This window comes from Achromobacter sp. 2789STDY5608615 (assembly GCF_001298995.1).
In the GTDB taxonomy this organism is placed as follows: Bacteria; Pseudomonadota; Gammaproteobacteria; order Burkholderiales; family Burkholderiaceae_B; genus Achromobacter; species Achromobacter insuavis.
The window spans coordinates 1-26,074 of record NZ_CYTY01000063.1; the positions used below are offsets into that span (position 1 = coordinate 1).

The following is a 26,074-nucleotide window of genomic DNA, read 5'->3' on the forward strand; positions in this document are numbered from 1 at the left end:
CGGGGCGTGTAGATGCGCCCGAGGGAATCTGAAGGAACAGCCGAAGGCTGTGACGAAGATGACGAAGGGGCAGTCCGGAGCGAACGCTCCGGACCGCAATCGTAGCCCCGTCCTCCCCCGCCTGCCCCGCCACACGCGCCTCAAGAACCCCACCGCCCCAATACAAAAAAGGCCTTCCCAAAAGAAGGCCCTAAAAAAACAACCTACCCAAACGACAACACACAATCCAACGCCTCAGGCTCACCCAACCGAACCTGAAACCCCCTCAACTCATCCCGCCTGAACACATGCACGCTGACGCGATCCCCCGCCCGGTACTGCCCCAGCAGCACCTCCACGCCGGCAGCCCCCTCGACCTTCAACCCGTCGATCGCCACCAGCACATCCCCGGCTGACAACCCACCCTTGTGTCCCGCGCCACCTTCCAGCACCGTCGCCAATACCAGCGACTCGCCCTGCTTGCGCGTGCGCACATCCAGCGAAGGAATATTGACCGAAGGCTTCCACTGCAGCTTGATTCCCTGCGGCGCCAGCAGCTCCGCCAGCGGCACATCCGCCGTTCCATAGGCATGCCGCGCAATGAAGCGCCGCGCGTCCACGCCCGTCGCCTCCTTGATCAGCGCCGGCAGCCCATCTTCCGCCAGCCCCTGCGCCTTGCCGCGATAGAAATCGCGCCCATAGCGCTGCCACAGCAGGCGCATCACATCATCGAGCGAATGCGTGCCCGCCGACTCCTGCCGGATCAGCAGGTCCAGCCCCAGCGCCACCAGCGCGCCCTTGGTGTAGTAGCTCACCAGCGCATTGGGCGAATTCTCGTCCTGCTTGTAATAGCGCGTCCAGGCATCGAACGAGCTTTCCGCCACCGATTGCTTGTGCCGCCCCGGCGTGCGCGCCACGCTGGTGATGGTCTTGGCCAGCAGGCGCAGGTAATCGTTCTGCGTGATGGCGTTGGAACGCAGCAGCAGCAGATCGTCGTAATAGGACGTGAAGCCTTCGAACACCCACAGCAGCCGCGTCAGGTCCGGCTGCGCCAGGTTATAGGGCACGAACGCCTGCGGCTTGATGCGCTTGACGTTCCAGGTGTGGAAATACTCGTGGCTCACCAGCCCCAGGAAGCCGCGGTAGCCTTCGCCCTGGCCCTGCTGGCCCAGCACCGGCAGGTCCTTGCGCGCCGTCATCAGCGCCGTGCTGGCGCGGTGCTCCAGGCCGCCGTAGCCATCGCCCGTCACCATCGTCATGAAGACATAGCGGTCGGTGCTGTCCAGGAACGGCGCGCGCTTGCTGCGCGGCTCGAAGAAGGCGATCTGGGTTTCGCAGATCTTGCGCACGTCGGCCGTGATGCGGGCCAGGTCCAGGTTGGGCGCCACGCCCGTGAACACCAGTTCGTGCTCGGCGCCATGCGCCGTGAAGCTGGCCACCTGCGGCGTGCCCATCTCGACCGGATGGTCGATCAGCGCGTCGTAGTCCGGCGCCAGGTACAGGCCGAAGCCGTGGCGCCGCGCCGCGCCCTTGTGGCCGCGGGCCTCGGGCAGGCTGGTGTAGACCTTCCAGCCCTCGATGCCGCGCGGCGGCGCCAGGTCCACCAGGCAGGGCAGGTGGTCCTGGCCATGCACGCGCAGGAACACGCTGGTGCCGTTGAAGAAGCCGTGGCTTTCGTCCAGGTGCGCGCCGCGCACCGACAGGTCCCACGCATAGACCGTGTACTCGATCCGCAGCGGGCCGTCGCAGGGCGCGGCCTGCCAGGTGTGATTGTCTATTTTGTCGACAACCACGCGCCGGCTGCCCGAATAGGCCGCCACCGACTCGATCTGGCGCGAGAAATCGCGGATCAGGTAGCTGCCCGGAATCCAGGCCGGCAGCGATAGCCGCTGGCCTTCCGGCGCGGGCGTCTGGACGGTTAGGGTTATCCGGTAGCGGTGGCCGGCGGGGTCGTGCGGCGCAAGGCGGTAAAGTACGGGGAAAGACACGGGGAAAGCGGCAGTTTTTTCCATCCGTATATCTTATTTCATCCCATCCTCTGGAGACAGGTAATGAGCGAGTCGTTTGTGCTGGTCGAAACCCGCGGCCGCGTCGGTCTGCTGACGCTGAACCGCCCCAAGGCGCTCAATGCGCTCAACGATCAACTGATGAACGAGCTCGGGGCGGCGCTGCTGGCTTTCGAGGCGGATGCCGACATCGGCGCCGTGGTCATCACGGGCAGCGAAAAGGCCTTCGCCGCCGGCGCCGACATCGGCGCCATGAAAGACTGGTCCTACATGGACGTCTACGGCAGCGAATACATCACGCGCAACTGGGAAACGCTCAAGCGCATCCGCAAGCCCGTGATCGCCGCGGTCGGCGGCTACGCGCTGGGCGGCGGCTGCGAGCTGGCCATGATGTGCGACATCATCATCGCCGCCGACACCGCCAAGTTCGGCCAGCCGGAAATCAAGCTGGGCGTCATCCCCGGCGCCGGCGGCACGCAGCGCCTGCCGCGCGCGGTGGGCAAGGCCAAGGCCATGGACATGGCCCTGACCGCCCGCATGATGGGCGCCGAGGAAGCCGAGCGCGCCGGCCTGGTGTCTCGCGTGGTGCCGGCCGACAAGCTGATGGACGAGGCCCTGGAGGCCGCCACCGTGATCGCCTCGATGTCGCTGCCGTCGGTCATGATGGCCAAGGAATGCGTCAACCGCGCCTTCGAGGGATCGCTCAACGAAGGCCTGCTGTTCGAGCGCCGCGTGTTCCATTCGCTGTTCGCGACCGAGGACCAGAAGGAAGGCATGGCCGCCTTCACCGAGAAGCGCAAACCGGACTTCAAACACCGTTAAACCTTGTTACGCCCCTGCCGGCCCGCCGGCCGGGGCATGAAACGTCCCCACGCGCCCATCACGGGCGCGTTTTTTCTTGCGCCGCCCGGGGAGGATGCGCGTTGCGCCTTGAAACTTTTGGGCAGCACCTTGTTGCAGTGTTCGGCCCTATCCTGAAAAGGCGTCACTCAAAAAGAAGAGGTGCCGCGCCAGAGAGGCTTGCCCGAACTGGTAAGCCCATGCGCGGCGGCTCGCCTGCAAACAATAGCAACAAGGAGCCTTGCATGCGTACTTCCCCTTTTACTCGCCGGTGCTCCGCCGCCGCGCTCGCGGGCGCCTTGAGCGTCTGCTTCGTGACCGCCACGCAAGCGCAATCGCCGCGACCGTCGATGCGGCTGGTGTCTGAAACGCCGTACCCCGCCGCCGCGGCGCCCGCGCCGCAGATGAGCGCGCAGGAACTGCGCGACATCGCGATCGACGCCTACGTCTACGCCTATCCGATGGTGGTGATGGAACTGGCGCGGCGCAAGGCCACCGCGGTGCAGTCGCCGCTGGAAGGCAAGGCGCCCGTCAACCAGTTCGGCCACAAGGCCGCCTTCCCCGACCCGCGCGCGGCCGACACGCCCTGGCCCAGCGCCGACGCGCTGTATTCGAGCCTGTGGTTCGATGTCTCGCGCGCGCCGCTGATCGTGCGCCTGCCCGACACCGGCAACCGCTACACCGTGCTGTCGGCGCTGGATATGTGGAGCGACGTGTTCGCCTCGCGCGGCACGCGCACCAACGGCCCCGGCGCGCAGTCGTTCGCCATCGTCGGCCCCAATTGGGACGGCGTGCCGCCGCCGGGCGTGGACCTGATCCGCAGCCCCACCTCGACCGGCTGGCTGATCGGCTGGACCCAGGCCGGCGGCCCGCAGGACTACGCCGCGGTCAATCAGATCCAGGCCAACATGTCGGCCAGCCCGATGGTGGCGCCGGTGGCGCCCGTGCCCGGCCGCCATCGCGGTCCCGGCAGCGCCACGCCCTATCCGCAGACCGGTCCGGGCGTGGGCACGGCCCCGATTGGCAGCGATGTGCCGATGCCCATGTCCACGCCCGTGGCGGTAGGCGAGGGCACGCCGGCCGAGCAGGTCGCGGGCATGGACGCGGCATCGTTCTTCACGCTGTTCTTCGACGTCATGCGCAACAATCCGCCGCATGCCAACGACACGCCGATCCTGGACCGCATGCGCCGCATCGGCCTGGACAACCGCCAGCCGTTCTCGTATGGCCGCCTCAGCCCCGCCGTGCAGCAGGCCCTGACCGAGGCGCAGCCGCTGGCTGGCCGCCGCATCGCCGACGGCGTCTCGCGCCTGGCCACGCCGATGAACGGCTGGAACACCGTGCTCACCGGCATCGGCACCTATGGCACGGACTACACGCGCCGCGCCGCCATCGCCTACGCCGGGCTGGGCGCGCCGACCGCGGAAGACGTGCTCTATCCGGTCACCGTCGCCGACAGCAAGGGCCGCGCGCTCAGCTCGAACGAGGACTACGTGCTGCATTTCGAGAAGGGCCAGTTGCCGCCGGCCAACGCCTTCTGGTCGCTGCATGTCTATAACGACAAGCACGGCTTCGCCGACAACCCGGCCAACCGCTATGCGCTGCGCAGCACCGACGGCCTGAAGTACAACGCCGACGGCTCGCTGGACATCTACATCCAGCGCCGCGATCCGGGCGAGCGCAAGCGCGCCAACTGGCTGGCGACGCCGGCCGCCGACGGCCCGTTCCTGCTCAGCATGCGCCTGTACTGGCCGCAGGACGTCGCGCTCGACGGTCTGTGGGCGCCGCCGCCGGTCAAGCGCGACTGACCGATCCGACGCCGCGCGGCCGCCGCCGGCGCGCGACCAACGGCCCCGCGAGGGGCCGTTTTTCTTCGCCGCGGCGCCGGCCGCGGGATCAGCGGCGCGCCGACGGCCTTCCCGATTTCGCGTCCCCAATTTTCACGCCGCGGGTCCGCCCGGTGGGCGCTGTTGTCGCCTTACAAACCGCCGAAAGTTCATTTGCTCGGGTAAAAAGAATCACGCTATACTCTGCGGGTTTGACGCTTGCGGGATAAGAACACATGGCAGGGATTTCGCCAGGGTTCTGACAGGGGCAAGGCTGGCGGTATAAGGCTTTAAGCGGGGAAGTTTGATGCAGCAGAACACAGTGCGGCACGAACCTGTGCGCGATTGGGACGAGAAAACCCGGGATCAGTCCTGTGGAATGGATCAGTCCCTTGCGCAACAGGGCGAAGCACGCCAGGTTCTGGCGGATCAGGATCCGGTGGACCGGGTGCTGGTTCTCAGCGACGCGGACCGCGCGGCGCTGAATGCGCAGGCTGGCCGCGGACTCTTGTTGGCACTGGCGGCGCAAGGCGCCATGGGGCTCGCAGCAGCAGTAATAGCGGGGGTTGTCGGAGGGGCGGCGGCAGGTTGGTCGGCGCTGGCGGGGGCAGGAGCGTATTTCATACCCAATGCGTTGTTCGCATTGCGCCTGGCTGTCAGTGTTCGGGCCGGTAAGGCCAGTCCCTTTACCTTTCTCTCTGGTGAGTTGATCAAGTTGTTCGCAACGGCGTTGCTGTTGTGGCTGCTTTCGCGTGTGGCGCAGGACAGCATCGTCTGGCCCGCCGCGCTGCTGGGTCTGATACTCACCCTGAAGGGATATCTCCTGCTTTTGATGTTCCGCAAGTTGTCATAGCGCTGCCGGTTGGGTTACGGCAAACGGAATCGTGGAATCGTCCGGCTCGCAAGGGCTCGGGCATACAGCAAATAGGGTAGGATTCAAATGGCTGCTGCCAGCGACGTGTCGCCTCAGTCCGCGTATATTCAGCATCACCTGGTGCATCTGAACAATACGGGCGAGAAACAGAGCGCAATTGCTCAGTTCGACATCATCAATTACGACTCGTTGTTCTGGTCCGGCCTGACGGGTCTGATCGTCATCTTCTTCCTGTGGCGCGCCGCCAGCCGCGCGACCGCCGGCGTTCCGGGCCGCTTCCAGGCCTTCGTGGAAATGATCGTCGACATGGTCGACGATCAGGCCAAGGGCATCGTCCACAACGCCAAGAGCCGCCTCTTCATCGCTCCGCTCGCGCTCACCGTGTTCCTCTGGATCATCCTGATGAACGCGCTGGACTTGCTGCCCGTCGACCTGCTGCCGTCGATCTGGCGCTGGACCGGCCTGGGCGCGCACCACGGCGACCCCCTCTACTACCACCGCGTGCTGCCGACGGCCGACCTGAACGTGCCGATGGGCATGTCGCTGGGCGTGCTGCTGCTGATGTTCTACTACGGCATCAAGATCAAGCACCCGGGCGGCTTCGTCAAGGAACTGTTCACCGCGCCGTTCCACGCGCACGGTATCGGCGCCATCGTCCTGGCCCCGTTCAACCTGCTGCTGAACCTGATCGAATACGCCGCCAAGTCCGTGTCGCTGGGCATGCGGTTGTTCGGCAACATGTTCGCCGGCGAATTGATTTTCATGCTGATCGCCCTCTTGGGCGGTGCCTGGACCGGTTTCAACGGCGCCAGCATCGGCTTGGGAATCGGCCACGTGCTGGCCGGCTCGATCTGGGCCATTTTCCACATCCTGATCGTGTTGCTCCAGGCCTTCATCTTCATGATGCTGACCCTGGTGTATCTCGGCCAGGCGCACGAAGGCCACTGATCCCCCGAATTTCCGGCGTCGGCCTCCCGGCCGGCGCTGGATAGCAAGATCATCTTGCATTGAGCAGTACCACCATTCTTTTTTGTTTTTTGACTTCAGATTTCTAACCAAGGAGTTGTCATGACCAACGTCGCTTTCGTTGCTCTCGCTTGCGGTCTTATCATCGGTCTGGGCGCTATCGGCGCTTGCATCGGCATCGCACTGATGGGCGGCAAATACCTGGAAGCTTCGGCTCGTCAGCCTGAACTGATGAACGCTCTGCAAACCAAGATGTTCCTGCTGGCTGGCCTGATCGACGCGGCATTCCTGATCGGCGTGGGTATCGCCATGCTGTTCGCCTTCGCCAACCCGTTCGTCGGCTAAGGCACGCCCGCCGGCGAAAAGGCGGGTCATGACGCTGGCGGCGATGAGGGCTTGAGCCCCGTCGCCGGTCAGCAAAGTATCGAGTGCTCCGCGTTGCCCGTCCCGGGTGCCGTCGGAGCCGCAAGGTGTTAAAGGAACGACCGTGAATCTGAACGCGACGATCATTTTCCAGATGCTCGTGTTCTTCGTTCTGGGCTGGTTCACGATGAAATTCGTGTGGCCTCCTCTGACGAAGGCGATGGACGAGCGCCGCCAAAAAATCGCCGACGGCCTTGCCGCCGCGGAGAAGGGCAAGGCCGATCTGGCCCAGGCCCAGGCGCGCGTCAGTCTGATCGAGGCTTCTGCCAAGTCCGAAAACCACGCCCGCATCATCGAGGCCGAGAAGCAAGCCGCCTCCCTGATCGAGCAGGCCCGCCGTGAAGCGGAAGCCGAGCGTGCCCGCATCGTGGCGCAAGCTGCACAGGATGCCGCGCAGGAAGTCCAGCGCGCCCGTGATTCGCTGCGCGACGACGTCGCCGCGCTGGCCGTCAAGGGTGCTGAACAGATCCTCAAGCGCGAGGTTGACGCCCGCGCCCACGCCGAGCTGCTGAACCAGCTCCGCGCGCAGCTTTAATCCGGGACCGTCATGGCTGAACTTTCCACTGTTGCCAGGCCGTACGCCGAAGCCTTGTTCGCCGCCGCGCGCGACGACAAGGCCGGCCTGCAGGCTTGGGCCGACCTGGTCAGCGAGCTGTCGCAGGTCGCCTCCAACCCCGACGTGCGCGAGGCCATGGCCGACCCGCGTCTGGGCGACAAGCAGCGCGTCGAGCTGTTCACTGGCCTGGTAAAGGCCGAACTGCCCCAGGCCGCCCGCAATTTCATCGAGCTGCTGGTCGAAAACGACCGGCTGCTGCTGCTGCCCGAGATCGCCACGCAATTCGTGGTGCTGCGGAACCGTCACGACGGCACGGCGCAGGCGGAAATCACCAGCGCGTTCGAGCTGAGCGATGCCCAGGTCCAAGAACTGGTCGCCGGTCTCGAGAAGAAATTCGGCCTGAAGCTCAAGCCCGTCGTCACCGTCGACCAGTCGTTGATCGGCGGCGTGCGCGTGGCCGTCGGGGACCAGGTGCTCGATACTTCCGTACAAGCCCAATTGGCCCGCATGCGCGATACGCTCGCCGCTTAAAGGCAGCACTAACAGGATTCCAGGAGTCAATATGCAACTCAATCCCTCCGAGATCAGCGAACTGCTCAAGAGCCGCATCGAGGGCCTGGGCGCTTCGGCTGATGTCCGTACTCAGGGCACCGTCGTGTCCGTGACCGACGGTATTACCCGCATCCACGGCTTGTCCGACGTGATGCAGGGCGAAATGCTCGAATTCCCCAACAACGTCTTCGGTCTGGCGCTCAACCTCGAGCGTGATTCCGTCGGCGCCGTTATTCTCGGTGACTACACCGGCGTGTCCGAAGGCGACGCGGTCAAGACGACCGGCCGCATTCTGGAAGTCCCGGTCGGCCCCGAGCTGAAAGGCCGCGTGGTCAACACGCTGGGCGAGCCGATCGACGGCAAGGGCCCCGTGAACGCCAAGGCCACCGACATCATCGAAAAAGTGGCTCCCGGCGTTATCGCCCGCCGCTCGGTGTCGCAGCCGCTGCAAACCGGCATCAAGGCTATCGACTCGATGGTTCCCATCGGCCGTGGCCAGCGCGAACTGATCATTGGCGACCGCCAGACCGGCAAGACCGCCGTGGCCGTCGACACCATCATCAGCCAGAAGGGCAAGGGCGTCACCTGCGTGTACGTCGCCATCGGCCAGAAGGCTTCGACGATCAACAACGTGGTGCGCAAGCTGGAAGAGCACGGCGCGATGGAATACACCATCGTCGTGGCCGCTTCGGCTTCGGACTCCGCCGCCATGCAGTACCTGGCCGCCTACGCCGGCTGCACGATGGGCGAATACTTCCGCGATCGCGGCGAAGACGCCCTGATCGTCTATGACGACCTGACCAAGCAAGCCTGGGCCTACCGCCAGGTCTCGCTGCTGCTGCGCCGTCCGCCGGGCCGCGAAGCCTACCCGGGCGACGTGTTCTACCTGCACTCGCGCCTGCTGGAACGCGCCGCCCGCGTGAACGAAGACTACGTCGAGAAGTTCACCGATGGCGCCGTCAAGGGCAAGACCGGCTCGCTGACCGCGCTGCCGATCATCGAAACCCAGGCGGGCGACGTGTCGGCCTTCGTTCCGACCAACGTGATCTCGATCACGGACGGCCAGATCTTCCTGGAAACCGACCTGTTCAACGCTGGTGTGCGTCCCGCCATCAACGCCGGTATCTCGGTGTCGCGCGTGGGCGGTGCCGCCCAGACCAAGGTCGTCAAGAAGCTGTCCGGCGGTATCCGTACCGACCTGGCGCAGTACCGTGAACTGGCCGCCTTCGCGCAGTTCGCCTCGGACCTGGACGACGCCACCCGTCGCCAGCTCGAGCGCGGCAAGCGCGTGGTCGAACTGCTCAAGCAGCCGCAATACCAGCCGCTGCAGGTGTGGGAACTGGCCGTCACGCTGTACACGGTCAACAACGGCTACCTGGATGACGTGGACGTGGCCCAGGTGCTGTCGTTCGAAAAGGCGCTGAAGGACCAGCTCAAGGCCAAGCACGCGGCCCTGATCCAGCGCGTCGAAGACACCAAGGAACTGTCCAAGGATGACGAAAGCGAACTCGCCGCCGCCATCCAGGAATTCAAGAAGCACGGTGCTTTTTAAGAAAGTGATGGGTTAGGCGTCAGCTGCGCCTCACCCATCCTTATCGGATGGTTGAGGCGCTAGCGCCAACCCATCGGCCAGTCTTCACAGGAAAGCGCAATGCCCGGAATTAAGGAAATCCGAACCAAGATCAAGAGCGTGCAAAACACGCGCAAGATCACCAAGGCGATGGAAATGGTCGCCGCATCCAAGATGCGCAAGGCGCAGGAACGGATGCGCGCGGGCCGTCCGTACGCCACCAAGGTGCGCGAGATCGCCGCGCACCTGATGCAGGCCAACCCCGAGTACAGCCACCCGTACCTGGTCGAGCGCGAAGTCAAGGCGGTCGGCGTGGTCATGGTGACGACGGACAAGGGTCTGTGCGGCGGCTTGAACACCAACATCACCCGCGTGGTGTTGACGAAGCTGAAAGAGTTCGAGAAGAACGGCATCGCCGTTCAGGCGACCGCTTTCGGCAACAAGGGCGTGGGTGTCCTGTCCCGTATCGGCGCCAAGCTGGTTTCCCAGGAAGTGCAACTGGGCGACAAGCCGCAACTGGACCGCCTGCTGGGCGCGATCAAGGTGCAGCTGGACGCCTACCTGGAAGGCCGCATCGACGCGCTGTACGTGGCTTCGACCCGCTTCGTCAACACGATGAAGCAGGAGCCGCTGTTCCTGCGCCTGCTGCCCCTGGCCAGCGGTTTGGAAGATCCGTACCAGACGGGCGCCGAAAGCCTGGCCAAGACTTCGGAAGTGAAATCGGATTACAGCTGGGATTACATCTACGAACCCGACGCTCGTAGCGTGATCGACGACCTGCTGCAGCGTTACGTTGAAGGCCTGCTGTACCAAGCCGTGGCCGAGAACATGGCTTCGGAGCAGTCGGCCCGGATGGTCGCCATGAAGGCGGCGTCGGACAACGCCAAGAAGGTCATCGGCGATCTGCAGCTGGTCTACAACAAGACCCGCCAGGCCGCGATCACCAAGGAAATTTCGGAAATCGTAGGGGGCGCTGCCGCCGTCTGAGGCAGGCAGCATCCCGTCAAAAGCTATCAAGCAAGGAATCGACATGAGCAACGGAACCATCGTTCAGTGCATCGGCGCCGTGGTGGATATTCAGTTCCCCCGCGATCACATGCCCAAGATCTACGAAGCGCTTACTCTGGTCGACGAGGGTTCCTCGTTCGCCGAAAAGGGTCTGACGCTGGAAGTGCAGCAACAGCTGGGTGACGGCGTGGTGCGTACCATCGCCCTGGGCTCCAGCGACGGCCTGCGCCGCGGCATGAAGGTCGCCGGCACCGGCGCCCCGATCTCGGTGCCCGTCGGCACCGGCACGCTCGGCCGCATCATGGACGTGCTGGGTCGTCCCATCGACGAAGCCGGCCCGATCCAGCACGAAGAAAAGCGTGGCATTCACCAGCCGGCTCCCCGTTTCGACGAGCTGTCGCCGTCGGTGGAACTGCTGGAAACCGGCATCAAGGTTATTGACCTGGTGTGCCCGTTCGCCAAGGGCGGCAAGGTCGGCCTGTTCGGCGGCGCCGGCGTGGGCAAGACCGTCAACATGATGGAACTGATCAACAACATCGCCAAGCAGCACAGCGGCTTGTCGGTGTTCGCCGGCGTGGGTGAGCGTACCCGTGAAGGCAACGACTTCTACCACGAAATGGAAGAGTCGAACGTTCTGGACAAGGTTGCGATGGTGTTCGGCCAGATGAACGAACCCCCCGGCAACCGTCTGCGCGTGGCGCTGACCGGCCTGACGATGGCCGAGAAGTTCCGCGACGAAGGCCGCGACATCCTGTTCTTCGTGGACAACATCTACCGCTACACCCTGGCCGGTACCGAAGTGTCGGCACTGCTGGGCCGTATGCCGTCGGCGGTGGGCTACCAGCCCACGCTGGCCGAAGAAATGGGCAAGCTGCAAGAGCGCATCACGTCCACCAAGACTGGCTCGATCACCTCGATCCAGGCCGTGTACGTGCCGGCGGATGACTTGACCGACCCGTCGCCCGCCACCACCTTCCAGCACTTGGACTCGACCGTCGTGCTGTCGCGTGACATCGCCGCCCTGGGTATCTACCCGGCCGTGGACCCGCTGGATTCGTCCAGCCGCCAGCTCGACCCGCAAGTCGTCGGCGAAGAGCACTACGCCGTGGCCCGTGGCGTGCAGCAGACGCTGCAGCGCTACAAGGAACTGCGCGACATCATCGCGATTCTGGGCATGGACGAACTGTCGCCGGAAGACAAGCAGGCCGTGGCCCGCGCCCGTAAGATCCAGCGTTTCTTGTCGCAGCCGTTCCACGTGGCCGAAGTGTTCACCGGTTCGCCCGGCAAGTACGTGCCGCTGGCCGAAACCATCCGTGGTTTCAAGATGATCGTGAACGGCGAGTGCGATGCGCTGCCGGAACAGGCCTTCTACATGGTCGGCTCGATCGACGAGGCCTTCGAGAAGGCCAAGAAACTGCAATAAGGAACCGATATGGCTACCCTGCATGTGGATGTCGTCAGCGCAGAGGAAGCGATCTTCTCCGGTGAGGCGAAGTTCGTGGTGCTGCCTGGCGAAGCGGGTGAGCTGGGCATTCTGCCCGGCCACACCCCGCTGATTTCGCGCATACGCCCCGGGACGGTCAAGATCGTTCGTGCCGACCAAGGCGAGGAAAACATCTTCGTCGCCGGGGGCATTCTGGAAGTGCAGCCGGGCAGCGTGACGGTCCTGGCCGACACCGCCATCCGTGCCGCCGACCTGGACGAAGCCCGTGCCCTGGAAGCGCGCAAGCGCGCCGAAGAGGCCCTGGCCAACGCCAAGGACAAGGCCGACATCGCGGTTGTCGAAGCCGAGCTGGCGATGCTGGCGGCGCAAGCCGTCGCCGCGCGCAAGCTGCGTCAAGGCGGTCGTTCGCACTAAGCGGCGATACGACCCGCCGGGGTTCGCCCCGGACTCGAAAAAAGCGGCCCTGGGCCGCTTTTTTCATGCCCGCCGTTCGCGCTCGTTCGGCGGCGCCTTCCCTCGGTCGACCGCAGTCCCGCTTGCGCTCACTACGAATGGCCGGGTGTGTTCTGCAACGGTAGCCTGCAATCTTTGGAACGCAAGCCGGGAGGAACTGCATGCGAGACACCATGGATTGCGGGGTGCTGCTCACCCCTGGCCACGAAATCGCCATGGGCCATTGGGTCGCCCGCGACCAGCCCAGGCTGGCGCGGGTGCGCCTGCACCTGGTGCCGCTGCGAACGCCGGGCACAGGCCCCGACGTCCATGCGCTCGCCGGGCTGGCCGTCGCCCTGCGGCGCTACGATCACTGCATCCTGCCGGTCGCGCCGGCCTCGCTGGCCTGGACCCGCCTGTCGCTGCAGCAGGCCGCAGGCGAGCTCGCGACGCCCATCCTGCTGTTGGTGCACGACATGACCGCGCCCGCCATCGAGGATCTGCTGCGGCTGGGCGCCTCGGACTTCCTGGCCGCGCCGTATTGCCTCGAAAGCCTGCGCGTGCGGTTGGGGCGGCTGGCGCGGCGCGCGCCCCTGCTGGCCGAAGGGTTGCGGGAACCCGAGACGGCCTATGCGGCGGGCGGCGCGCGGCCGGCTGGCCAGCCATGCACCCGGCCGCAGGTGCCGCGGCAGGTGTTGCAGCAGGGGTTGGCCGGGTTGCGCTACCAGCCCGGCCGGGACACGCAGGAGGCCTTCCGGCAGGCCAAGGCGCGGGTGGTCGATGGATTCGAGTCCGACTACATCCGGCTGGCGCTGTCGCGCCATCATGGCAACGTGGCGCGCGCCGCGCGCGCCTCCAGCAAGCATCGGCGGGCGTTCTGGGCGCTGATGCGCAAGCACGGCATCGACGCCGCGCCGTACCGGCGCCAGGCCGCGATGCAGGCCGAAAGCGGGGTCGACGCCGGCTGAAGCCCCGTGGTTTGCGCGCCGGCAAACGCCGGGCGCGCCGCCGCCATGCCCTGTCAGCTTGGGGCAGTAAAATCACGGCTTCCGATCATCGAGGATAGTCGTGTCTGCTTCCGTCTTGAAGAACGATGTGTTCTTGCGCGCACTGCTGCGCGAGCCCGTGCCCTACACCCCGATCTGGCTGATGCGCCAGGCGGGCCGCTACCTGCCCGAGTACCGCCAGACGCGGGCGCGGGCCGGTTCCTTCATGGGCCTGGCTCAGAACCCGGACTACGCCTCGGAAGTCACGCTGCAGCCGCTGGAGCGTTTCGACCTGGACGCGGCCATCCTGTTCTCGGACATCCTGACCGTGCCGCACGCCATGGGCCTGGGCCTGGACTTCGCCGAAGGCGAGGGCCCGCGCTTCGCCCGTCCGGTGCGCACCGAGGAAGACGTGGCGCGCCTGGCCGTGCCCGACATGGACAAGCTGCGCTACGTATTCGACGCCGTCAGCACCATCCGCCGCGACCTGGACGGCAAGGTGCCGCTGATCGGCTTTGCCGGCAGCCCCTGGACCATCGCCTGCTACATGGTCGAAGGGCAGGGCAGCGACGACTACCGCCTGATCAAGACCATGCTGTATGCGCGGCCAGACCTGCTGCATCGCATCCTGGAAATCAACGCCGAGGCGACGCTGCAGTACCTGAACGCGCAGATCGCCGCGGGCGCGCAGGCCGTGATGCTGTTCGACAGCTGGGGCGGCGTGCTGGCCGACGGCCTGTTCCAGCAATTCTCGCTGGCCTATACCCGCAAGGTGGTGGCCGGCCTGACCCGCGAACACGAAGGCCGCCGCGTGCCGGCCATCGTCTTCACCAAGGGCGGCGGCCAGTGGCTCGAAGACATCGCCGCCTGCGGCTGCGATGCCGTCGGCCTGGACTGGACGGTCGACCTGGCCGCGGCGCGGCGCCGCACCGGCGACTCGGTCGCGTTCCAGGGCAACCTCGATCCCATGGCGCTGTTCGGCGGCGCCGACGCCATCCGCGCCGAGGCGCGTCGCGTGCTCGACGCGTTCGGCCCGGTGGGCAAGGGCGGCCATGTCTTCAACCTGGGGCATGGCATTTCGCGCTTCACGCCGCCCGAAGCGGTAGCCGAATTGGTCGACGAAGTCCACCGTCACAGCCGTTCGCTCAGAGGGTAAGTGAGTGAACGCTTCGGCCCGCAGGGCCGGGCATTGAGGGCCCCCAAGCGCAGTTGTGCACAGCAAGATTGCGCTCGGGGAAAACCCTTTAGAAGCTAGTTTACAATCTTGAAAGTTTGCTTAAGTCGATGTTTTTAATGGAATAAAATAGGTTTTCAACAGGGTTGCAAGAGTTGATGCAATCTTGCCTTATTCCAATTTCTAACGTTGCTCTCGCCTTTTCCCCAAAGTTATCCACAGGTAGGGGCTGGAGTCCCGGCAGGGATTGCGGCGACAATCCTTCCTCGCCCGGGCGCCGGCCCGGTCCACGCCTCCAGGCACCGTCATCGCGCCCGTTTCGGGCCCGTTCCGTTCATGTTCCGTTCCGTTCTCCATGTCTGAAGACTTCGCGCTGGTCGAATCCACGCCGGCCGCGCCGGCGGCGGTCTGCTGGGTGCGCGTCGCGCTCGACGTGCCGCTGCCCGGCCCGTTCGACTACCGTCACCACGAGCCCGTCGAGGCGGGCCTGCGGGTGATCGTGCCGTTCGGGCGCCGCAAGCTGATCGGCGTGGTGGTGGACAATCCGGCCGAGCCGTCCTACGAACCGAAGCAGATCAAGCCGATCGAGGAAGTGCTGCGCGACCTGCCGCCCTTCGACGAGGCCTGGCTGCGCCTGGCGCGTTTCGCCGCCGAGTATTACCAGCGGCCGCTGGGCGAGGTGATGCTGCCGACGCTGCCGCCGCCGCTGCGCAAGCCGACCGCCTATCAGGGCAAGCGCTCGGCCGGCGGCCCGGTGGCGCGGCTGGACGGACGCAAGCGCAAGGCGGTCCGCAACCCGGCCGAGGCCGACCAGCCGCCTGAACTGAACGATGCGCAGCGCGAGGCGGTGGAGACCATCGCCGGGCTCGCCAAATTCAAGCCGGTGCTACTGTACGGCGTGACCGGCAGCGGCAAGACCGAGGTCTACCTGCGCGCCGCCGAGAAAGTGCTGGCGGCCGGCCGCCAGGTGCTGCTGCTGGTGCCGGAAATCAACCTGACGCCGCAGCTGGAGGGCGCGCTGCGCGCCCGGCTGGAAGGCCTGGTGGGGCCCGACGGCCTGGCGGTGCTGCACAGCGGCCTGTCCGATGGCGAGCGCCTGCAGGCCTGGGCGCGCGCGCAGCGCGGCCAGGCGCGCATGCTGCTGGGCACGCGCATGGCGATCTTCGCGCCCATGGGCGAGCTGGGCCTGATCGTGGTGGACGAAGAACACGACGCCTCGTACAAGCAGCAGGACGGCCTGCGCTATTCCGCGCGTGATCTGGCGGTATGGCGCGCGCATGACCTGGACATCCCGGTGGTGCTGGGCTCGGCCACGCCGTCGCTGGAAACCTGGCAGCACGCCGAGCGCGGCCGCTACCTGCGGCTGGCGCTGCCGGCGCGCGCCCGCTCCAGCTCCCTGCCGGCCATGAAGCTGGTGGACACGCGCCGCCTGCCGATGAAGCACGGCATGTCGCCGCAGTTGCTGGAGGCGCTCGGCGAACGGCTGGCGCGCAAGGAGCAATCGCTGATCTTCCTGAACCGGCGCGGTTTCGCGCCGGTGCTGCACTGCCAGTCCTGCGGCTGGGTCAGCAATTGCCCGCGCTGCACCGCCTTCACGGTGCTGCACCGCACGGCCGGCCGCGGCCATCGCCTGCAATGCCACCACTGCGGCTACCAGGCGCCGGTGCCGCACGCCTGCCCCGAATGCGGCGACCAGGACCTGGCGCCGATGGGGCGCGGCACGCAGCGGGTCGAGGAACACCTGGCCGAGCTGTTTCCCGAGGCGCGCATCCTGCGCATCGACGCCGACAGCACCCGCAAGAAGGGCAGCGCCGAGGCGCTGTTCGCGTCCGTTCACGCGGGCGAGGTCGACATCCTGGTCGGCACGCAGATGGTGTCCAAGGGCCACGACTTCGCGCGGCTCGGCCTAGTGGGCGTGCTCAATCCCGATTCGGCGCTGTTCGCGCACGATTTCCGCGCGCCCGAACGGCTGTTCGCCCAATTGATGCAGGTGGCCGGCCGCGCCGGCCGCCACCAGGGCAACGGCCAGGTCATCATCCAGACCGGCTATCCCGAACAGCCCGTGTACCAGGCGCTGCTGCGCCATGACTACGCGGGCTTCGCGCGCCACGCCCTGCAGGAACGCGAAAGCACCGGCCTGCCGCCGTTCGCCTACCAGGCCCTGCTGACCGCCGAGGCGCGCGAGCTGGCGGTGGCGCAGGCCTTCCTGCAGCAGGCGCGCGCCCTGCCCGAAGGCGAATGGGCCGCCGACTTTCCGGGGCTGGACGCGGTCATGCTGTATGACCCGGTGCCGCTGCGGGTGGTGCGCGTGGCCAACGTCGAGCGCGCCCAGCTGCTGGTGGAAAGCACCAGCCGTCCGGCGTTGCAGGCCTTCCTGGCGTCGTGGTCGCACCATCTGCCGTACCTGGCCAACGAGGCCCGGGTGCGCTGGCAGCTGGAGGTCGACCCGCTGGAAATCTGACACGCACCGCGCGTCCGTCCGATTACTCTATGTCGTTCCCCTTTCCCCGAATCCCATGTCCGCACACGAACCCATCGGCCACGGCCTGAACCCCGCGCAGAAAGAGGCGGTGCTGTACCTGGACGGCCCCTGCCTGGTGCTGGCCGGCGCCGGCAGCGGCAAGACGCGCGTCATCACGCAGAAGATCGCGTACCTGCTGCGCGAGTGCGGCTACATGGGCCGCAACGTGGTGGCGCTGACCTTCACCAACAAGGCCGCGCGCGAGATGGACGAGCGCGTCAAGACGCTGGTGGACCGCAAGCTGGGCAAGGGCCTGACCATCAGCACCTTCCACTCGCTGGGCGTGAAGCTTTTGCGCGAAGAGGCCCGCAACGCCGGCCTCAAGCCGACGTTCTCGATCCTCGACGCCGATGACGCCATGGCGATCATCCAGGAACTGCTGGCCACCACCGACAAGGGCCGCCTGCGCCACGTGCAGGGCATCATCTCGCTGTGGAAGAACGCGCTGATGGAACCCGACGACGCCGCGCGCGAGGCCATCACGCCGGGCGACGTCGAGGCCGCCAACGTCTACCGCAGCTACGCCGCCACGCTGGCCGCCTACCAGGCGGTGGACTTCGACGACTTGATCCGCATTCCGGCGCTGCTGCTGGCCAACAACGAAGAGGTGCGCACCCGCTGGCAGAACCGCGTGCGCTACCTGCTGGTCGACGAATACCAGGACACCAACGTCTGCCAGTACCGCCTGGTGCAGCTGCTGACCGGCCCGCGCGCCATGTTCACGGCGGTGGGCGACGACGACCAGGCCATCTACGCCTGGCGCGGCGCGACCATCGAGAACCTGGCCAAACTCACCACCGACTATCCCAACCTCAAGCTCATCAAGCTGGAGCAGAACTACCGCTCGGTGCAGCGCATCCTGGCCGCGGCCAACCAGGTGATCGAGAAGAACCCCAAGCTGTTCGACAAGAAGCTGTGGTCGGACCTGGGCGTGGGCGAGCCGATCCTGGTGTCGCCGATGGACGGCGAGGAGCACGAGGCCGAGTCCATCGCCATGAAGGTCTCGGCCGCGCGCTTCGAGCGCCAGGCGCAGTGGAAGGACTTCGCCATCCTGTATCGCGGCAATCACCAGGCGCGCATCCTGGAGCAGGCGCTGCGCAATCTGAAGATCCCGTACACGATCTCGGGCGGCCAGAGCTTTTTCGACAAGGCTGAGGTGCGCGACATCCTGGCCTACCTGCGGCTGCTGGCCAACGACGAGGACGACCCCGCGTTCATCCGCGCCGCCACCACGCCCAAGCGCGGCATCGGCCAGGCTACCTTGCAGACGCTGGGCCAGTACGCGGCCAGCCGCGAGCTGTCGCTGCTGGCCGCGGTCGACGAGACCGGGCTGGAGAGCCTGCTGGCGCCGTGGCAGCTGGAACCGCTGCGCACCTTTACCGAATTCATCCGCCGCATGCAGTGGCGCGCCGGCCGCGGCGCCGCGTCGGCCAAGGACGCCGCGCCGGCCGAGCCCGCCGGCGTGATCCTGGACGACCTGGTGCAGGCGATCCAGTACGAACGCCACCTGTTCGAGCTGTTCGAGGAACGCCCGGCGCAGACCCGCTGGCAGAACGTGCTGGAACTGACCGGCTGGCTCAAGCGCAAGGCCGAAGAGGACAACATGACCCTGTTCGAGCTGGTGCAGCACGTGGCGCTGGTGACCATGCTCGAGCGCGGCGAGGAAGAGGAACTGGACGCGGTCAAGATGTCGACGCTGCACGCCTCCAAGGGCCTGGAGTATCCGCACGTGTACCTGGCCGGGGTCGAGGAAGGGTTGCTGCCGCACCTGGGCAAGGACGACGAGGATGGCGATCCGGCGCGCGCCGCCGAGAACCTGGCCACCCGCATCCAGGAAGAGCGGCGCCTGATGTACGTCGGCATCACCCGCGCGCAGCGCACCTTGAACCTGAGCTGGTGCAAGCGCCGCCGCCGGGCGCGCGAGGACCTGGTGCGCGAGCCGTCGCGCTTCATCGAGGAAATGGGGCTGGACGATCCGACCATCAAGGAAGACGAGACCACCGCCGCCATGAATCCCAAGGAACGCATGGCCATGCTCAAGGCCTTGCTGAAGAAGTGACGCCGCAATAAATTACAAGACCGGGAGGCGCGTCCAGGCTATACCTGCCGCTTTGCACCATGGCGTTACCGATGAAGGATGACGTGCGTTATCAACCGGTGCCCGGGACGCCGGGCCTGGTGCTGGGCGTGGCGCGGCTGGTCGAGTTCCAGTTCGACCGGCACTACCACGTCGATTACCACATCGGCCTGGTGACCCAGGGCGTGCAGCGCCAGACCTTCCGCGGCCGCAGCACCCTGCTGGGGCCCGGGGGCATCGCCCTGATGCCGCCAGGCGAGGTCCATGACGGCGCCGGCGTGGCCGATTATGGCGAGTCCTACACCCTGAAGACCTTCCGCCTGTCGCCCGACCTGATGCGCGATTTCATCGCCGAGGTCTCGGGCGGCGCGCCGGACGAACGCTTCCTGGGCACGCTGATCGAGGAACCCGCGCTGGCGGCCCGCTTCATGGCGCTGCACGCGTCCTGGATGGCGGACGCGGCCGCCGGGCCGCTGGCGCACGAGGCCGCCTCGCTCGCCCTGATGGGGGCGCTGTTCGCGCGCACCGGCGCGGTGACGCCGCAGGCGGTGCGCGGCGGCCTGGCGCTGGCGCACCAGCGGGCCGTGCTGGACTACTGCCAGGCCCATCTGGGCGACAAGATCGGTCTTGAAGACCTGGCGCGGCTGTGCGGCCTGAGCCGCTACCAGTTCCTGCGCCGCTTCGCGCTGTCGGTGGGGCTGACGCCGCACGCCTGGCTGACGCGGCTGCGCCTGGAACGGGCCTGCGGCGCGCTGGCGCGGGCGCGGGCTCCGATCGCGCAGGTCGCGGCCGACGTCGGCTTCTATGACCAGAGCCATTTCAACCGCGCTTTCCGCACCGCCTATGGCGTGCCGCCTTCGGCGTATCGGCGCGCGGCCTGAGCTCCGCGTCGCCTGAGCATTGCTATCGCGCCAGCGCCCGCAACGCCGCCAGGAAGTGGTCGACATCCTGCTCGCGCGTGTTGAACGACGTCACCAGCCGCGCCACGCCCGGGCCCCAGCGGTCGTGGTAGAAGCGGAAGCCCTGCGCCAGCAGGCCGTCGATGGCCGCCATGGGCAGCTGGCAGAACAGGATGTTGGCCTCGACCGGCCCCTGCAGGGTCACGCCGGGCAGGCCCGCCATGCCGGCCGCCAGCCGCGCCGCCATGGCGTTGGCCTGGCGCGCGTTGGCCAGCCACAGGTCATCCGCCAGATAGGCTTCCATCTGCGCCGACAGCAGCCGCATCTTCGAGAACAGGTGGCCGCCGCGCTTGCGCCGGTAGGCCAGTTCGGTGGCGCGTCCGGGCTCGAACAGCACGATGGCCTCGGCGCCCAGCACGCCATTCTTGGTGGCGCCGAACGACAACGCCGCGACGCCGGCCTTCCAGGTCATTTCCGCGGGCGTGCAGCCCAGGCTGACCAGGGCATTGGCAAAGCGCGCGCCATCCATGTGCAGGGGCAGCCCGGCATCGCGGCAGGCGGCGCCGAGGGCCTGGATCTCGTCCAGCGTGTACACGCTGCCGGTCTCGGTCGCCTGGGTGATGCTGACGCATGCCGGCGGCATCGAGTGCACGTCGCCGGCCTTGCGGCGCGCTTCCACCGCCAGCCGGGCGGGATCGAGCTTGGAGGCGGCGCCATCGAGCAGCGTCAGGCGCGCGCCGCCGCTGTAGAACTGGGGGGCGCCGCATTCGTCGTTGGCGATGTGGCTGTGCGCGTGGCACAGCACGCTGCCCCACGGCGGCGTCAGCGCCGCCAGCGCCAGCGAATTGGCGGCGGTGCCGGTGGGAACCAGCAGCACGTCCACGTCGCGCTCGAAGATCTCGGCCAGGCGCCGTTCGACGCGCAGGGTGATGTCGTCGGCGCCATAGGCGGCAGCCTGTCCCTCATTGGCCCGCAGCAGCGCGGCCAGGATCTGCGGGCTGGCGCCGGCGGTGTTGTCGCTGGCGAAACCCAGCTGGGGCGAAAGGGAGGCGGGGGTGTCCAAAGGGCAGGCTCCGGGAAAGGCAGACAAGGTCCCACTATGCCCGCCGGCGCCGTCCCGGGCTTGTAGAAAATTGCGCCCCGCTCCTACACTGGGACGGACCCGGCGGCCCCGCGCCGGGTCGGTTTCCAAGGAGCGCATCATGTGCCGCTGGCTGGCTTACACCGGGAGTCCCCTGCAAATGGAGAGCGTGCTGTTCAAGGCCACGCACTCGCTGATCGACCAGAGCCTGCATGCGCGCATGGGCGCCACCACCACCAACGGCGACGGTTTCGGCCTGGGCTGGTACGGCCGGCCGCCCGAGCCGCCGTTCCGCTACCGCAGCGTGCATCCGGCCTGGAACGACCGCAACCTGCGCGAGGCCGCGCGCGCCATCCATTCGCCGCTGTTCGTCGCGCACATCCGCGCCGCCACCGACACGCCGGCCCAGGAAACCAACTGCCATCCGTTCCGCCACGGCAACTGGCTGTTCGTGCACAACGGCGTCATCCGCGACTATCCGCTGCTGCGGCGCGACCTGATGCTGATGATCGCGCCCGCCTACTTCGGCTCATTGGAGGGCTCGACCGATTCCGAGGTGATGTTCCTGCTGGCGCTGACCTTCGGCCTGGAGGAAGACGCGCTGCCGGCGCTGGCGCGCATGGTCGGCGCGGTCGAGGAGACCGGCCGGCGCCATGGCGTGGCCCGGCCGATCAACATGACGGTCTGCGCCCTGGACGGCGAGCGCCTGATCGCGGTGCGTTATTCCAGCGAGCGCGATTCGCGCACGCTGTTCCACAACACCTGCGTGCGTCACCTGCGCGAACTCTATCCCGACGACCCGAAGGTCGCGGCGCTGGATGACGACGCCTTCCTGCTGCTGTCCGAACCGCTGACCGAGATGCCGGGGGCCTGGGAGGAAGTGCCCGAGTCCACCGCCATCATCGCCGCCCGCGGGCAGGTCGAGCACTATCCGTTCGTGCCGGTGCCGCCGGGCGCCTGAAGCCCGTAGCGCGCCGCGGGTATGTTGCGCGACAGTTCCGGGCCGAGGGCCTGGCGCGCCGCTTCCAGGCGTTCCAGCAAGGCCGGATCGGTCAGCGACGGGATGGTGACGAACTCGCCCTGGTCCAGGCCCGCCAGGGCGCTGCGCACCATGTCGTCCGCGCTCATCACCATGGCGGACGGCAACTCGCTGGCCGGCTTGCCGGCCAGGTCCCAGAACTCGGTGCCGGTGGCGCCGGGCAGCACCGCCTGGACGCGCAGGCCCTGGTCCGCCAGTTCGTGGCGCAGCGATTGCGAGTAGGCCAGCACATAGGCCTTGCTGGCGCCGTAGACACCGTTGAGCAGCTCGGGGTGCAAGCCGACGATCGAGGCGATGTTGATGAGGGTGCCGCCGCCGCGCGCCACGAAGGCGGGCGCAGCGGCCATGGCCAGGTGGGTGAGGGCGCTGATGTTCAGGTCGATCATGGCCTGCATCTGGCCGGGATCGGATTGCAGCAGCGGCGCCACCGAGCCGATGCCGGCGTTGTTCACCAGCAGGGTCAGCGAGTCGTCCTCGCGCAGCGTTTGCGCCACGCGTTGCACGCCGTCGGCTCGCGACAGATCGGCCGGCAGCACGCGCACGTCGCGGCCGGTTTCGGCGCGCAGCCGCGCGGCCAGGGTTTCCAGGCGCTCGACGTTGCGCGCCACCAGCGTCAGGTCATGGCCGCGATGGGCCAGGTGATGGGCGTAGCGCGCGCCGATGCCGGACGAGGCGCCGGTGATCAGGGCGCGGCCCAGGGATTTGCCAGACGGGGTGTTGCTCATGATGGACTCCGAAAAGAGGGACGGCGGATCGTGCCGGTACGCTTGCAGAGTAGAGTCGGGATGGAATATCCTCAATGACATAGAAACGTCTTTTCAGGACATCCAGCGAAAACGGACGGCACGGCCATGAAAACCATCGCGATCCTGTTGCATCCCGGCTTCCAGCTCATGAGCCTGGCGGCCAGCGCCGTCTTCGAGATGGCCAACCGCCAGAGCGGCGAGCCGGCCTATCGCGTCGTCCTGGTGTCCGAGCATGGCGGGCCGGTGGCCAGTTCGCTGGGGTTCGCGCAGGACACCATCAAGCTGGGCCGGCGCGTATTCGACACGTTGATCGTCGCGGGGGACAACAGCGGCGAGGGCGCGTCGGAGAGCCTGTTGCGCGCGTTGCGGGGCGCCAGCGGGCGGGTGCGCCGCTGCGCCTCGATGTGCACCGGCGCGTTCGTGCTGGCGCAGGCCGGCCTGCTCGACGGCCGCCGCGCCACCACCCACTGGTTCTACGCGCGCCGCCTGCAGCGCGAGTACCCGCAGGTCAAGGTGGACGAGGACCGCATCTTCGTGGCCGACGGCCCGATCTGGACCTCGGCGGGCATGAGCGCCGGCATCGACCTGGCGCTGGCCATGGTGGAAGCCGACCTGGGGGCGGACATGGCCCGCACGGTGGCGCGCAAGCTGGTGCTGACGCAGCGCCGCGCCGGCGGGCAGTCGCAGTATTCGGCGTTGCTGGAGCTGGATGCGAAGTCCGACCGGGTGCAGACGGCGCTGGCCTATGCCAAGGCCAACCTGAAGGCCGAACTGTCGGTGGACGAACTGGCGCGCGCCGCGCACCTGAGCCCGCGCCAGTTCAGCCGCGTGTTCCGTCAGGAGACCGGGCAGTCGCCGGCCAAGGCGGTGGAGCATCTGCGCCTGGAGGCGGCGCAGGACATGATGCAGTCCGGCCGCCATGCGGCCGAGGTGGTGGCGCGCGAAACCGGCTTTGGCGACCGCGACCGCATGCGCAAGGCCTTCCTGCGCGCCTTCGGCCAGTCGCCGCAGGCGATGCGGCGGCTGCTGCACGCCTGACACCGGCGCCGCGCCGGCGGTCCGTGGCGGGCTCCGGCCTGGATCCGGTCAGTGCCCGGTGTGCAGCGCCGGATTCAAGGTGCCCCAGGCTGCCGTGCGCACCAGCGTCTCGACCGCGCCGCTCTGCGAGTTGCGGCGGAACAGCAGTCCGTGCTGGCCGGCCAGTTCCACCGCCTTGACCACCGCGCCTTCCGGCGTCAGCACGCGGGTGCCGGCGGTGACGTAGCAGCCCGCTTCGACCACGCAGTCGTCGCCCAGCGAGATGCCGATGCCGGAGTTGGCGCCGAGCAGGCAGCGCTTGCCGATGGCCACGACCTGTTTGCCGCCGCCGGACATGGTGCCCATGATGGACGCGCCGCCGCCGATGTCGGTGCCGTCATCGACGATGACGCCGGCGCTGATGCGGCCTTCGACCATGGAGGCGCCGAGGGTGCCGGCGTTGAAGTTGCAGAAGCCTTCGTGCAGCACGGTGGTGCCGGCCGCCAGGTGCGCGCCGAGCCGCACGCGGGCGGTGTCGGCGATGCGCACGCCGGCGGGCACGACGTAGTCGGTCATGCGCGGGATCTTGTCGACGCCGCGGATTTCAAGGATCTGGCCGGTGGCGCGCAATTGCCAGCGCAGCGCTTCGACCTGGTCGACGGCGCAGGGGCCGGCGGAGGTCCAGGCCACATTGGCGAGCACGTTGAACAGCCCGTCGAGGTTGGCGCCGTGCGGCCGGATGAGCCGATGGCTGAGCAGGTGCAGGCGCAGGTAGGCGTCGTGCGCGTCGGCGGGCGGCGCGTCGAGCGAGGCGATGGCGGTGCGCACGGCGACGATGTCGACTTTGCGCCGGGTGTCGCGCCCAAGCGAGGTGGGCACGTGCTCGCCGAGCGCGGCACGCGCTTCTTCAGGCGTCAGGTGCCGGGTGCCGCCCGCGGGCGTCTTGTCGGTCAGGGACGGGCGCGGATACCAGGTATCAAGGACGGTGCCGTCGGCGGCGATCGTGGCCAGGCCGTAGGCGATGGCGCTGTTTTGGGGGTGTTCTTGCATGGGCTGTTTTTTTTGGGGGCTTCTCTTGGGAATATTCTAGGCGATGGGGGCGGGTCTTTCTATTCGGGAGCGGGGGGCGCTTCGTAGGTCGCCCCTCTGGCAGGCGGACCGAGCGGTGGGCGCCCACGATTGCGGTCCGGAGCGTTCGCTCCGGACTGCTCCGTCGTCATCCTCGTCCTCGCCTGCGGCGACTCCTTCGGATTCCCTCGGGCGCATCGAGGTTGCCCGCCGCTCGGTCCGCCTGCCAGAGGGGCTACGTGCGTCTGGGCTTGTCGCGCTGCTGGACCCGTGTGCGGGGAATGAAATCTGCGGGGCTGCCCCTTGCGGCCGCGCGGGCGGCCGCAAGGGGCGTCTGTGCATTTGAAGGCGAGGCGGGTGCGCGGTGCGCTGGTGTGGAGTGGTTTTCTATTGGGCCGCGCGTCAGGGGGAGGGGCGGTGGTGGGCGGCGCGATGGATGTCATGTTGCGCGTGACGAGTCTACCGCGCCGCCCACAAACAGGCGAAGTGCGCGCAATCTCTCAGTTGTGCTCGACAGCGCCGCATTCTCGCGAGAGAGTCATCCACGCGCGACAGCGCCGCATTCTCGCGAGAGAGTCATCCACGCGCGACNGCGCGATGGATGTCATGTTGCGCGTGACGAGTCTACCGCGCCGCCCACAAACAGGCGAAGTGCGCGCAATCTCTCAGTTGTGCTCGACAGCGCCATCGCGACGACGCAAGACGCCGCGTAAGCCTCAAAAAGGCCGCCCGCGCGGCCGTTTGAGGCGGGCCCCGCAAGACCCTCTCCCCCCACCCCTGATGGCCAACACCATGCCAAGCACTCCACTCGCCCCAGAAGTCGTCACTAAGTCTCATCGTGAGCGGGTGTCGGGGCAGGCGGGGGATGGCGGGGCGTGTAGATGCGCCCGAGGGAATCCGAAGGAGTCGCCGAAGGCGAGGACGAGATTCTATGGTCCGGATCAAGCTGCTTTCAGGTTCAACCTCCCGGGATCGAAGGCTTGCCCGGTG

At 67.2% G+C, this 26,074-nt stretch carries 22 protein-coding genes; 18 read left to right on the forward strand and 4 right to left on the reverse strand.

Features of this window, described 5'->3' with window-relative positions; all coding sequences use genetic code 11:
- Positions 1-203: 203 nt before the first annotated feature.
- Positions 204-1,991 (reverse strand): M61 family metallopeptidase, encoded by a 1,788-nt coding sequence (locus AOZ49_RS29745; protein ID WP_054479473.1) that lies wholly within the window; start codon positions 1,989-1,991, stop codon positions 204-206.
- A gap of 39 nt (positions 1,992-2,030) precedes the next feature.
- On the opposite strand from AOZ49_RS29745, the gene AOZ49_RS29750 reads away from it, so the two are divergent.
- From AOZ49_RS29750 to AOZ49_RS29825, 16 genes are all read left to right on the forward strand, one after another.
- The gene (locus tag AOZ49_RS29750) at positions 2,031-2,807 is read left to right on the forward strand and encodes an enoyl-CoA hydratase (protein WP_006392527.1); all 777 of its coding nucleotides are present in this window, start codon (positions 2,031-2,033) and stop codon (positions 2,805-2,807) included.
- Positions 2,808-3,070: 263 nt separating this feature from the next.
- On the forward strand, positions 3,071-4,633 hold the full coding sequence (locus AOZ49_RS29755) for a DUF1254 domain-containing protein (protein ID WP_054479475.1): 1,563 nt from the start codon (positions 3,071-3,073) through the stop codon (positions 4,631-4,633).
- A gap of 457 nt (positions 4,634-5,090) precedes the next feature.
- A complete protein-coding gene (locus AOZ49_RS29760; RefSeq protein WP_006392529.1) occupies positions 5,091-5,504 on the forward strand; it encodes an ATP synthase subunit I in 414 nt (137 codons plus the stop codon).
- A gap of 87 nt (positions 5,505-5,591) precedes the next feature.
- Positions 5,592-6,473, forward strand: a complete 882-nt coding sequence (gene atpB / locus AOZ49_RS29765) for a F0F1 ATP synthase subunit A (protein WP_054434848.1) — start codon at positions 5,592-5,594, stop codon at positions 6,471-6,473.
- 120 nt (positions 6,474-6,593) lie between these two features.
- A complete protein-coding gene (gene atpE, locus AOZ49_RS29770; protein ID WP_003815363.1) occupies positions 6,594-6,836 on the forward strand; it encodes a F0F1 ATP synthase subunit C in 243 nt (80 codons plus the stop codon).
- Between the two features lie 142 nt (positions 6,837-6,978).
- Positions 6,979-7,449, forward strand: a complete 471-nt coding sequence (locus tag AOZ49_RS29775) for a F0F1 ATP synthase subunit B (protein WP_006227275.1) — start codon at positions 6,979-6,981, stop codon at positions 7,447-7,449.
- 12 nt (positions 7,450-7,461) lie between these two features.
- Positions 7,462-8,001 (forward strand): F0F1 ATP synthase subunit delta, encoded by a 540-nt coding sequence (locus AOZ49_RS29780; protein WP_006392531.1) that lies wholly within the window; start codon positions 7,462-7,464, stop codon positions 7,999-8,001.
- A gap of 31 nt (positions 8,002-8,032) precedes the next feature.
- Positions 8,033-9,574 carry a F0F1 ATP synthase subunit alpha gene (atpA, locus tag AOZ49_RS29785; protein ID WP_054434847.1) on the forward strand — a complete coding sequence of 514 codons (1,542 nt, stop codon included), beginning with the start codon at positions 8,033-8,035 and terminating at the stop codon, positions 9,572-9,574.
- Between the two features lie 99 nt (positions 9,575-9,673).
- Positions 9,674-10,579: a F0F1 ATP synthase subunit gamma gene (atpG, locus tag AOZ49_RS29790; RefSeq protein ID WP_006392533.1), complete on the forward strand. Its 906-nt coding sequence runs from the start codon at positions 9,674-9,676 to the stop codon at positions 10,577-10,579.
- Between the two features lie 43 nt (positions 10,580-10,622).
- Entirely contained in the window at positions 10,623-12,023 is a 1,401-nt protein-coding gene (gene atpD / locus AOZ49_RS29795) for a F0F1 ATP synthase subunit beta (RefSeq protein ID WP_054434844.1), read from the forward strand.
- 9 nt (positions 12,024-12,032) lie between these two features.
- Entirely contained in the window at positions 12,033-12,458 is a 426-nt protein-coding gene (locus tag AOZ49_RS29800; RefSeq protein ID WP_049070837.1) for a F0F1 ATP synthase subunit epsilon, read from the forward strand.
- A 200-nt stretch (positions 12,459-12,658) separates the two neighbouring features.
- Positions 12,659-13,444 carry a response regulator gene (locus AOZ49_RS29805; RefSeq protein WP_156355788.1) on the forward strand — a complete coding sequence of 262 codons (786 nt, stop codon included), beginning with the start codon at positions 12,659-12,661 and terminating at the stop codon, positions 13,442-13,444.
- 100 nt (positions 13,445-13,544) lie between these two features.
- Positions 13,545-14,618, forward strand: a complete 1,074-nt coding sequence (gene hemE, locus AOZ49_RS29810) for a uroporphyrinogen decarboxylase (protein WP_054434842.1) — start codon at positions 13,545-13,547, stop codon at positions 14,616-14,618.
- A gap of 373 nt (positions 14,619-14,991) precedes the next feature.
- Positions 14,992-17,097, forward strand: a complete 2,106-nt coding sequence (locus AOZ49_RS29815) for a primosomal protein N' (RefSeq protein ID WP_054479477.1) — start codon at positions 14,992-14,994, stop codon at positions 17,095-17,097.
- 55 nt (positions 17,098-17,152) lie between these two features.
- Positions 17,153-19,216, forward strand: coding sequence for a UvrD-helicase domain-containing protein (locus AOZ49_RS29820; protein ID WP_054479479.1), 2,064 nt, complete (start codon positions 17,153-17,155; stop codon positions 19,214-19,216).
- Positions 19,217-19,287: 71 nt separating this feature from the next.
- Positions 19,288-20,115, forward strand: coding sequence for an AraC family transcriptional regulator (locus tag AOZ49_RS29825; RefSeq protein WP_054479481.1), 828 nt, complete (start codon positions 19,288-19,290; stop codon positions 20,113-20,115).
- Positions 20,116-20,137: 22 nt separating this feature from the next.
- Here AOZ49_RS29825 and AOZ49_RS29830 read toward each other — a convergent pair whose 3' ends face one another.
- Positions 20,138-21,196: a threonine aldolase family protein gene (locus tag AOZ49_RS29830; RefSeq protein ID WP_054479483.1), complete on the reverse strand. Its 1,059-nt coding sequence runs from the start codon at positions 21,194-21,196 to the stop codon at positions 20,138-20,140.
- Positions 21,197-21,335: 139 nt separating this feature from the next.
- Here AOZ49_RS29830 and AOZ49_RS29835 point away from each other — a divergent pair, with 139 nt between their 5' ends.
- Positions 21,336-22,175, forward strand: a complete 840-nt coding sequence (locus AOZ49_RS29835) for a class II glutamine amidotransferase (protein ID WP_054479485.1) — start codon at positions 21,336-21,338, stop codon at positions 22,173-22,175.
- On the opposite strand, the gene AOZ49_RS29840 is transcribed toward AOZ49_RS29835, so the two are convergent.
- On the reverse strand, positions 22,142-22,978 hold the full coding sequence (locus AOZ49_RS29840) for an SDR family NAD(P)-dependent oxidoreductase (protein ID WP_054479489.1): 837 nt from the start codon (positions 22,976-22,978) through the stop codon (positions 22,142-22,144). The two genes, AOZ49_RS29835 and AOZ49_RS29840, sit on opposite strands and share 34 nt — an antisense overlap.
- Before the next feature lie 126 nt (positions 22,979-23,104).
- Between AOZ49_RS29840 and AOZ49_RS29845 the strand changes: the two genes are divergently transcribed.
- Positions 23,105-24,037 (forward strand): GlxA family transcriptional regulator, encoded by a 933-nt coding sequence (locus AOZ49_RS29845; protein ID WP_054479491.1) that lies wholly within the window; start codon positions 23,105-23,107, stop codon positions 24,035-24,037.
- A 48-nt stretch (positions 24,038-24,085) separates the two neighbouring features.
- Here the strand turns inward: AOZ49_RS29845 and dapD are convergent, their stop codons facing one another.
- The gene (gene dapD, locus AOZ49_RS29850) at positions 24,086-25,066 is read right to left on the reverse strand and encodes a 2,3,4,5-tetrahydropyridine-2,6-dicarboxylate N-succinyltransferase (RefSeq protein WP_054434829.1); all 981 of its coding nucleotides are present in this window, start codon (positions 25,064-25,066) and stop codon (positions 24,086-24,088) included.
- Between the last annotated feature and the right edge of the window lie 1,008 nt (positions 25,067-26,074).

Coding starts and splice junctions, on each gene's coding strand:
- AOZ49_RS29745 (WP_054479473.1), bottom strand. CDS start 1,991: ATGGAAAAAACTGCCGCTTTCCCCGTGTCTTTCCCCGTACTTTACCGC.
- AOZ49_RS29750 (WP_006392527.1), top strand. CDS start 2,031: ATGAGCGAGTCGTTTGTGCTGGTCGAAACCCGCGGCCGCGTCGGTCTG.
- AOZ49_RS29755 (WP_054479475.1), top strand. CDS start 3,071: ATGCGTACTTCCCCTTTTACTCGCCGGTGCTCCGCCGCCGCGCTCGCG.
- atpB (WP_054434848.1), top strand. CDS start 5,592: ATGGCTGCTGCCAGCGACGTGTCGCCTCAGTCCGCGTATATTCAGCAT.
- atpE (WP_003815363.1), top strand. CDS start 6,594: ATGACCAACGTCGCTTTCGTTGCTCTCGCTTGCGGTCTTATCATCGGT.
- AOZ49_RS29780 (WP_006392531.1), top strand. CDS start 7,462: ATGGCTGAACTTTCCACTGTTGCCAGGCCGTACGCCGAAGCCTTGTTC.
- atpA (WP_054434847.1), top strand. CDS start 8,033: ATGCAACTCAATCCCTCCGAGATCAGCGAACTGCTCAAGAGCCGCATC.
- atpG (WP_006392533.1), top strand. CDS start 9,674: ATGCCCGGAATTAAGGAAATCCGAACCAAGATCAAGAGCGTGCAAAAC.
- atpD (WP_054434844.1), top strand. CDS start 10,623: ATGAGCAACGGAACCATCGTTCAGTGCATCGGCGCCGTGGTGGATATT.
- AOZ49_RS29800 (WP_049070837.1), top strand. CDS start 12,033: ATGGCTACCCTGCATGTGGATGTCGTCAGCGCAGAGGAAGCGATCTTC.
- AOZ49_RS29805 (WP_156355788.1), top strand. CDS start 12,659: ATGCGAGACACCATGGATTGCGGGGTGCTGCTCACCCCTGGCCACGAA.
- AOZ49_RS29815 (WP_054479477.1), top strand. CDS start 14,992: ATGTCTGAAGACTTCGCGCTGGTCGAATCCACGCCGGCCGCGCCGGCG.
- AOZ49_RS29820 (WP_054479479.1), top strand. CDS start 17,153: ATGTCCGCACACGAACCCATCGGCCACGGCCTGAACCCCGCGCAGAAA.
- AOZ49_RS29825 (WP_054479481.1), top strand. CDS start 19,288: ATGAAGGATGACGTGCGTTATCAACCGGTGCCCGGGACGCCGGGCCTG.
- AOZ49_RS29835 (WP_054479485.1), top strand. CDS start 21,336: ATGTGCCGCTGGCTGGCTTACACCGGGAGTCCCCTGCAAATGGAGAGC.
- AOZ49_RS29840 (WP_054479489.1), bottom strand. CDS start 22,978: ATGAGCAACACCCCGTCTGGCAAATCCCTGGGCCGCGCCCTGATCACC.
- AOZ49_RS29845 (WP_054479491.1), top strand. CDS start 23,105: ATGAAAACCATCGCGATCCTGTTGCATCCCGGCTTCCAGCTCATGAGC.
- dapD (WP_054434829.1), bottom strand. CDS start 25,066: ATGCAAGAACACCCCCAAAACAGCGCCATCGCCTACGGCCTGGCCACG.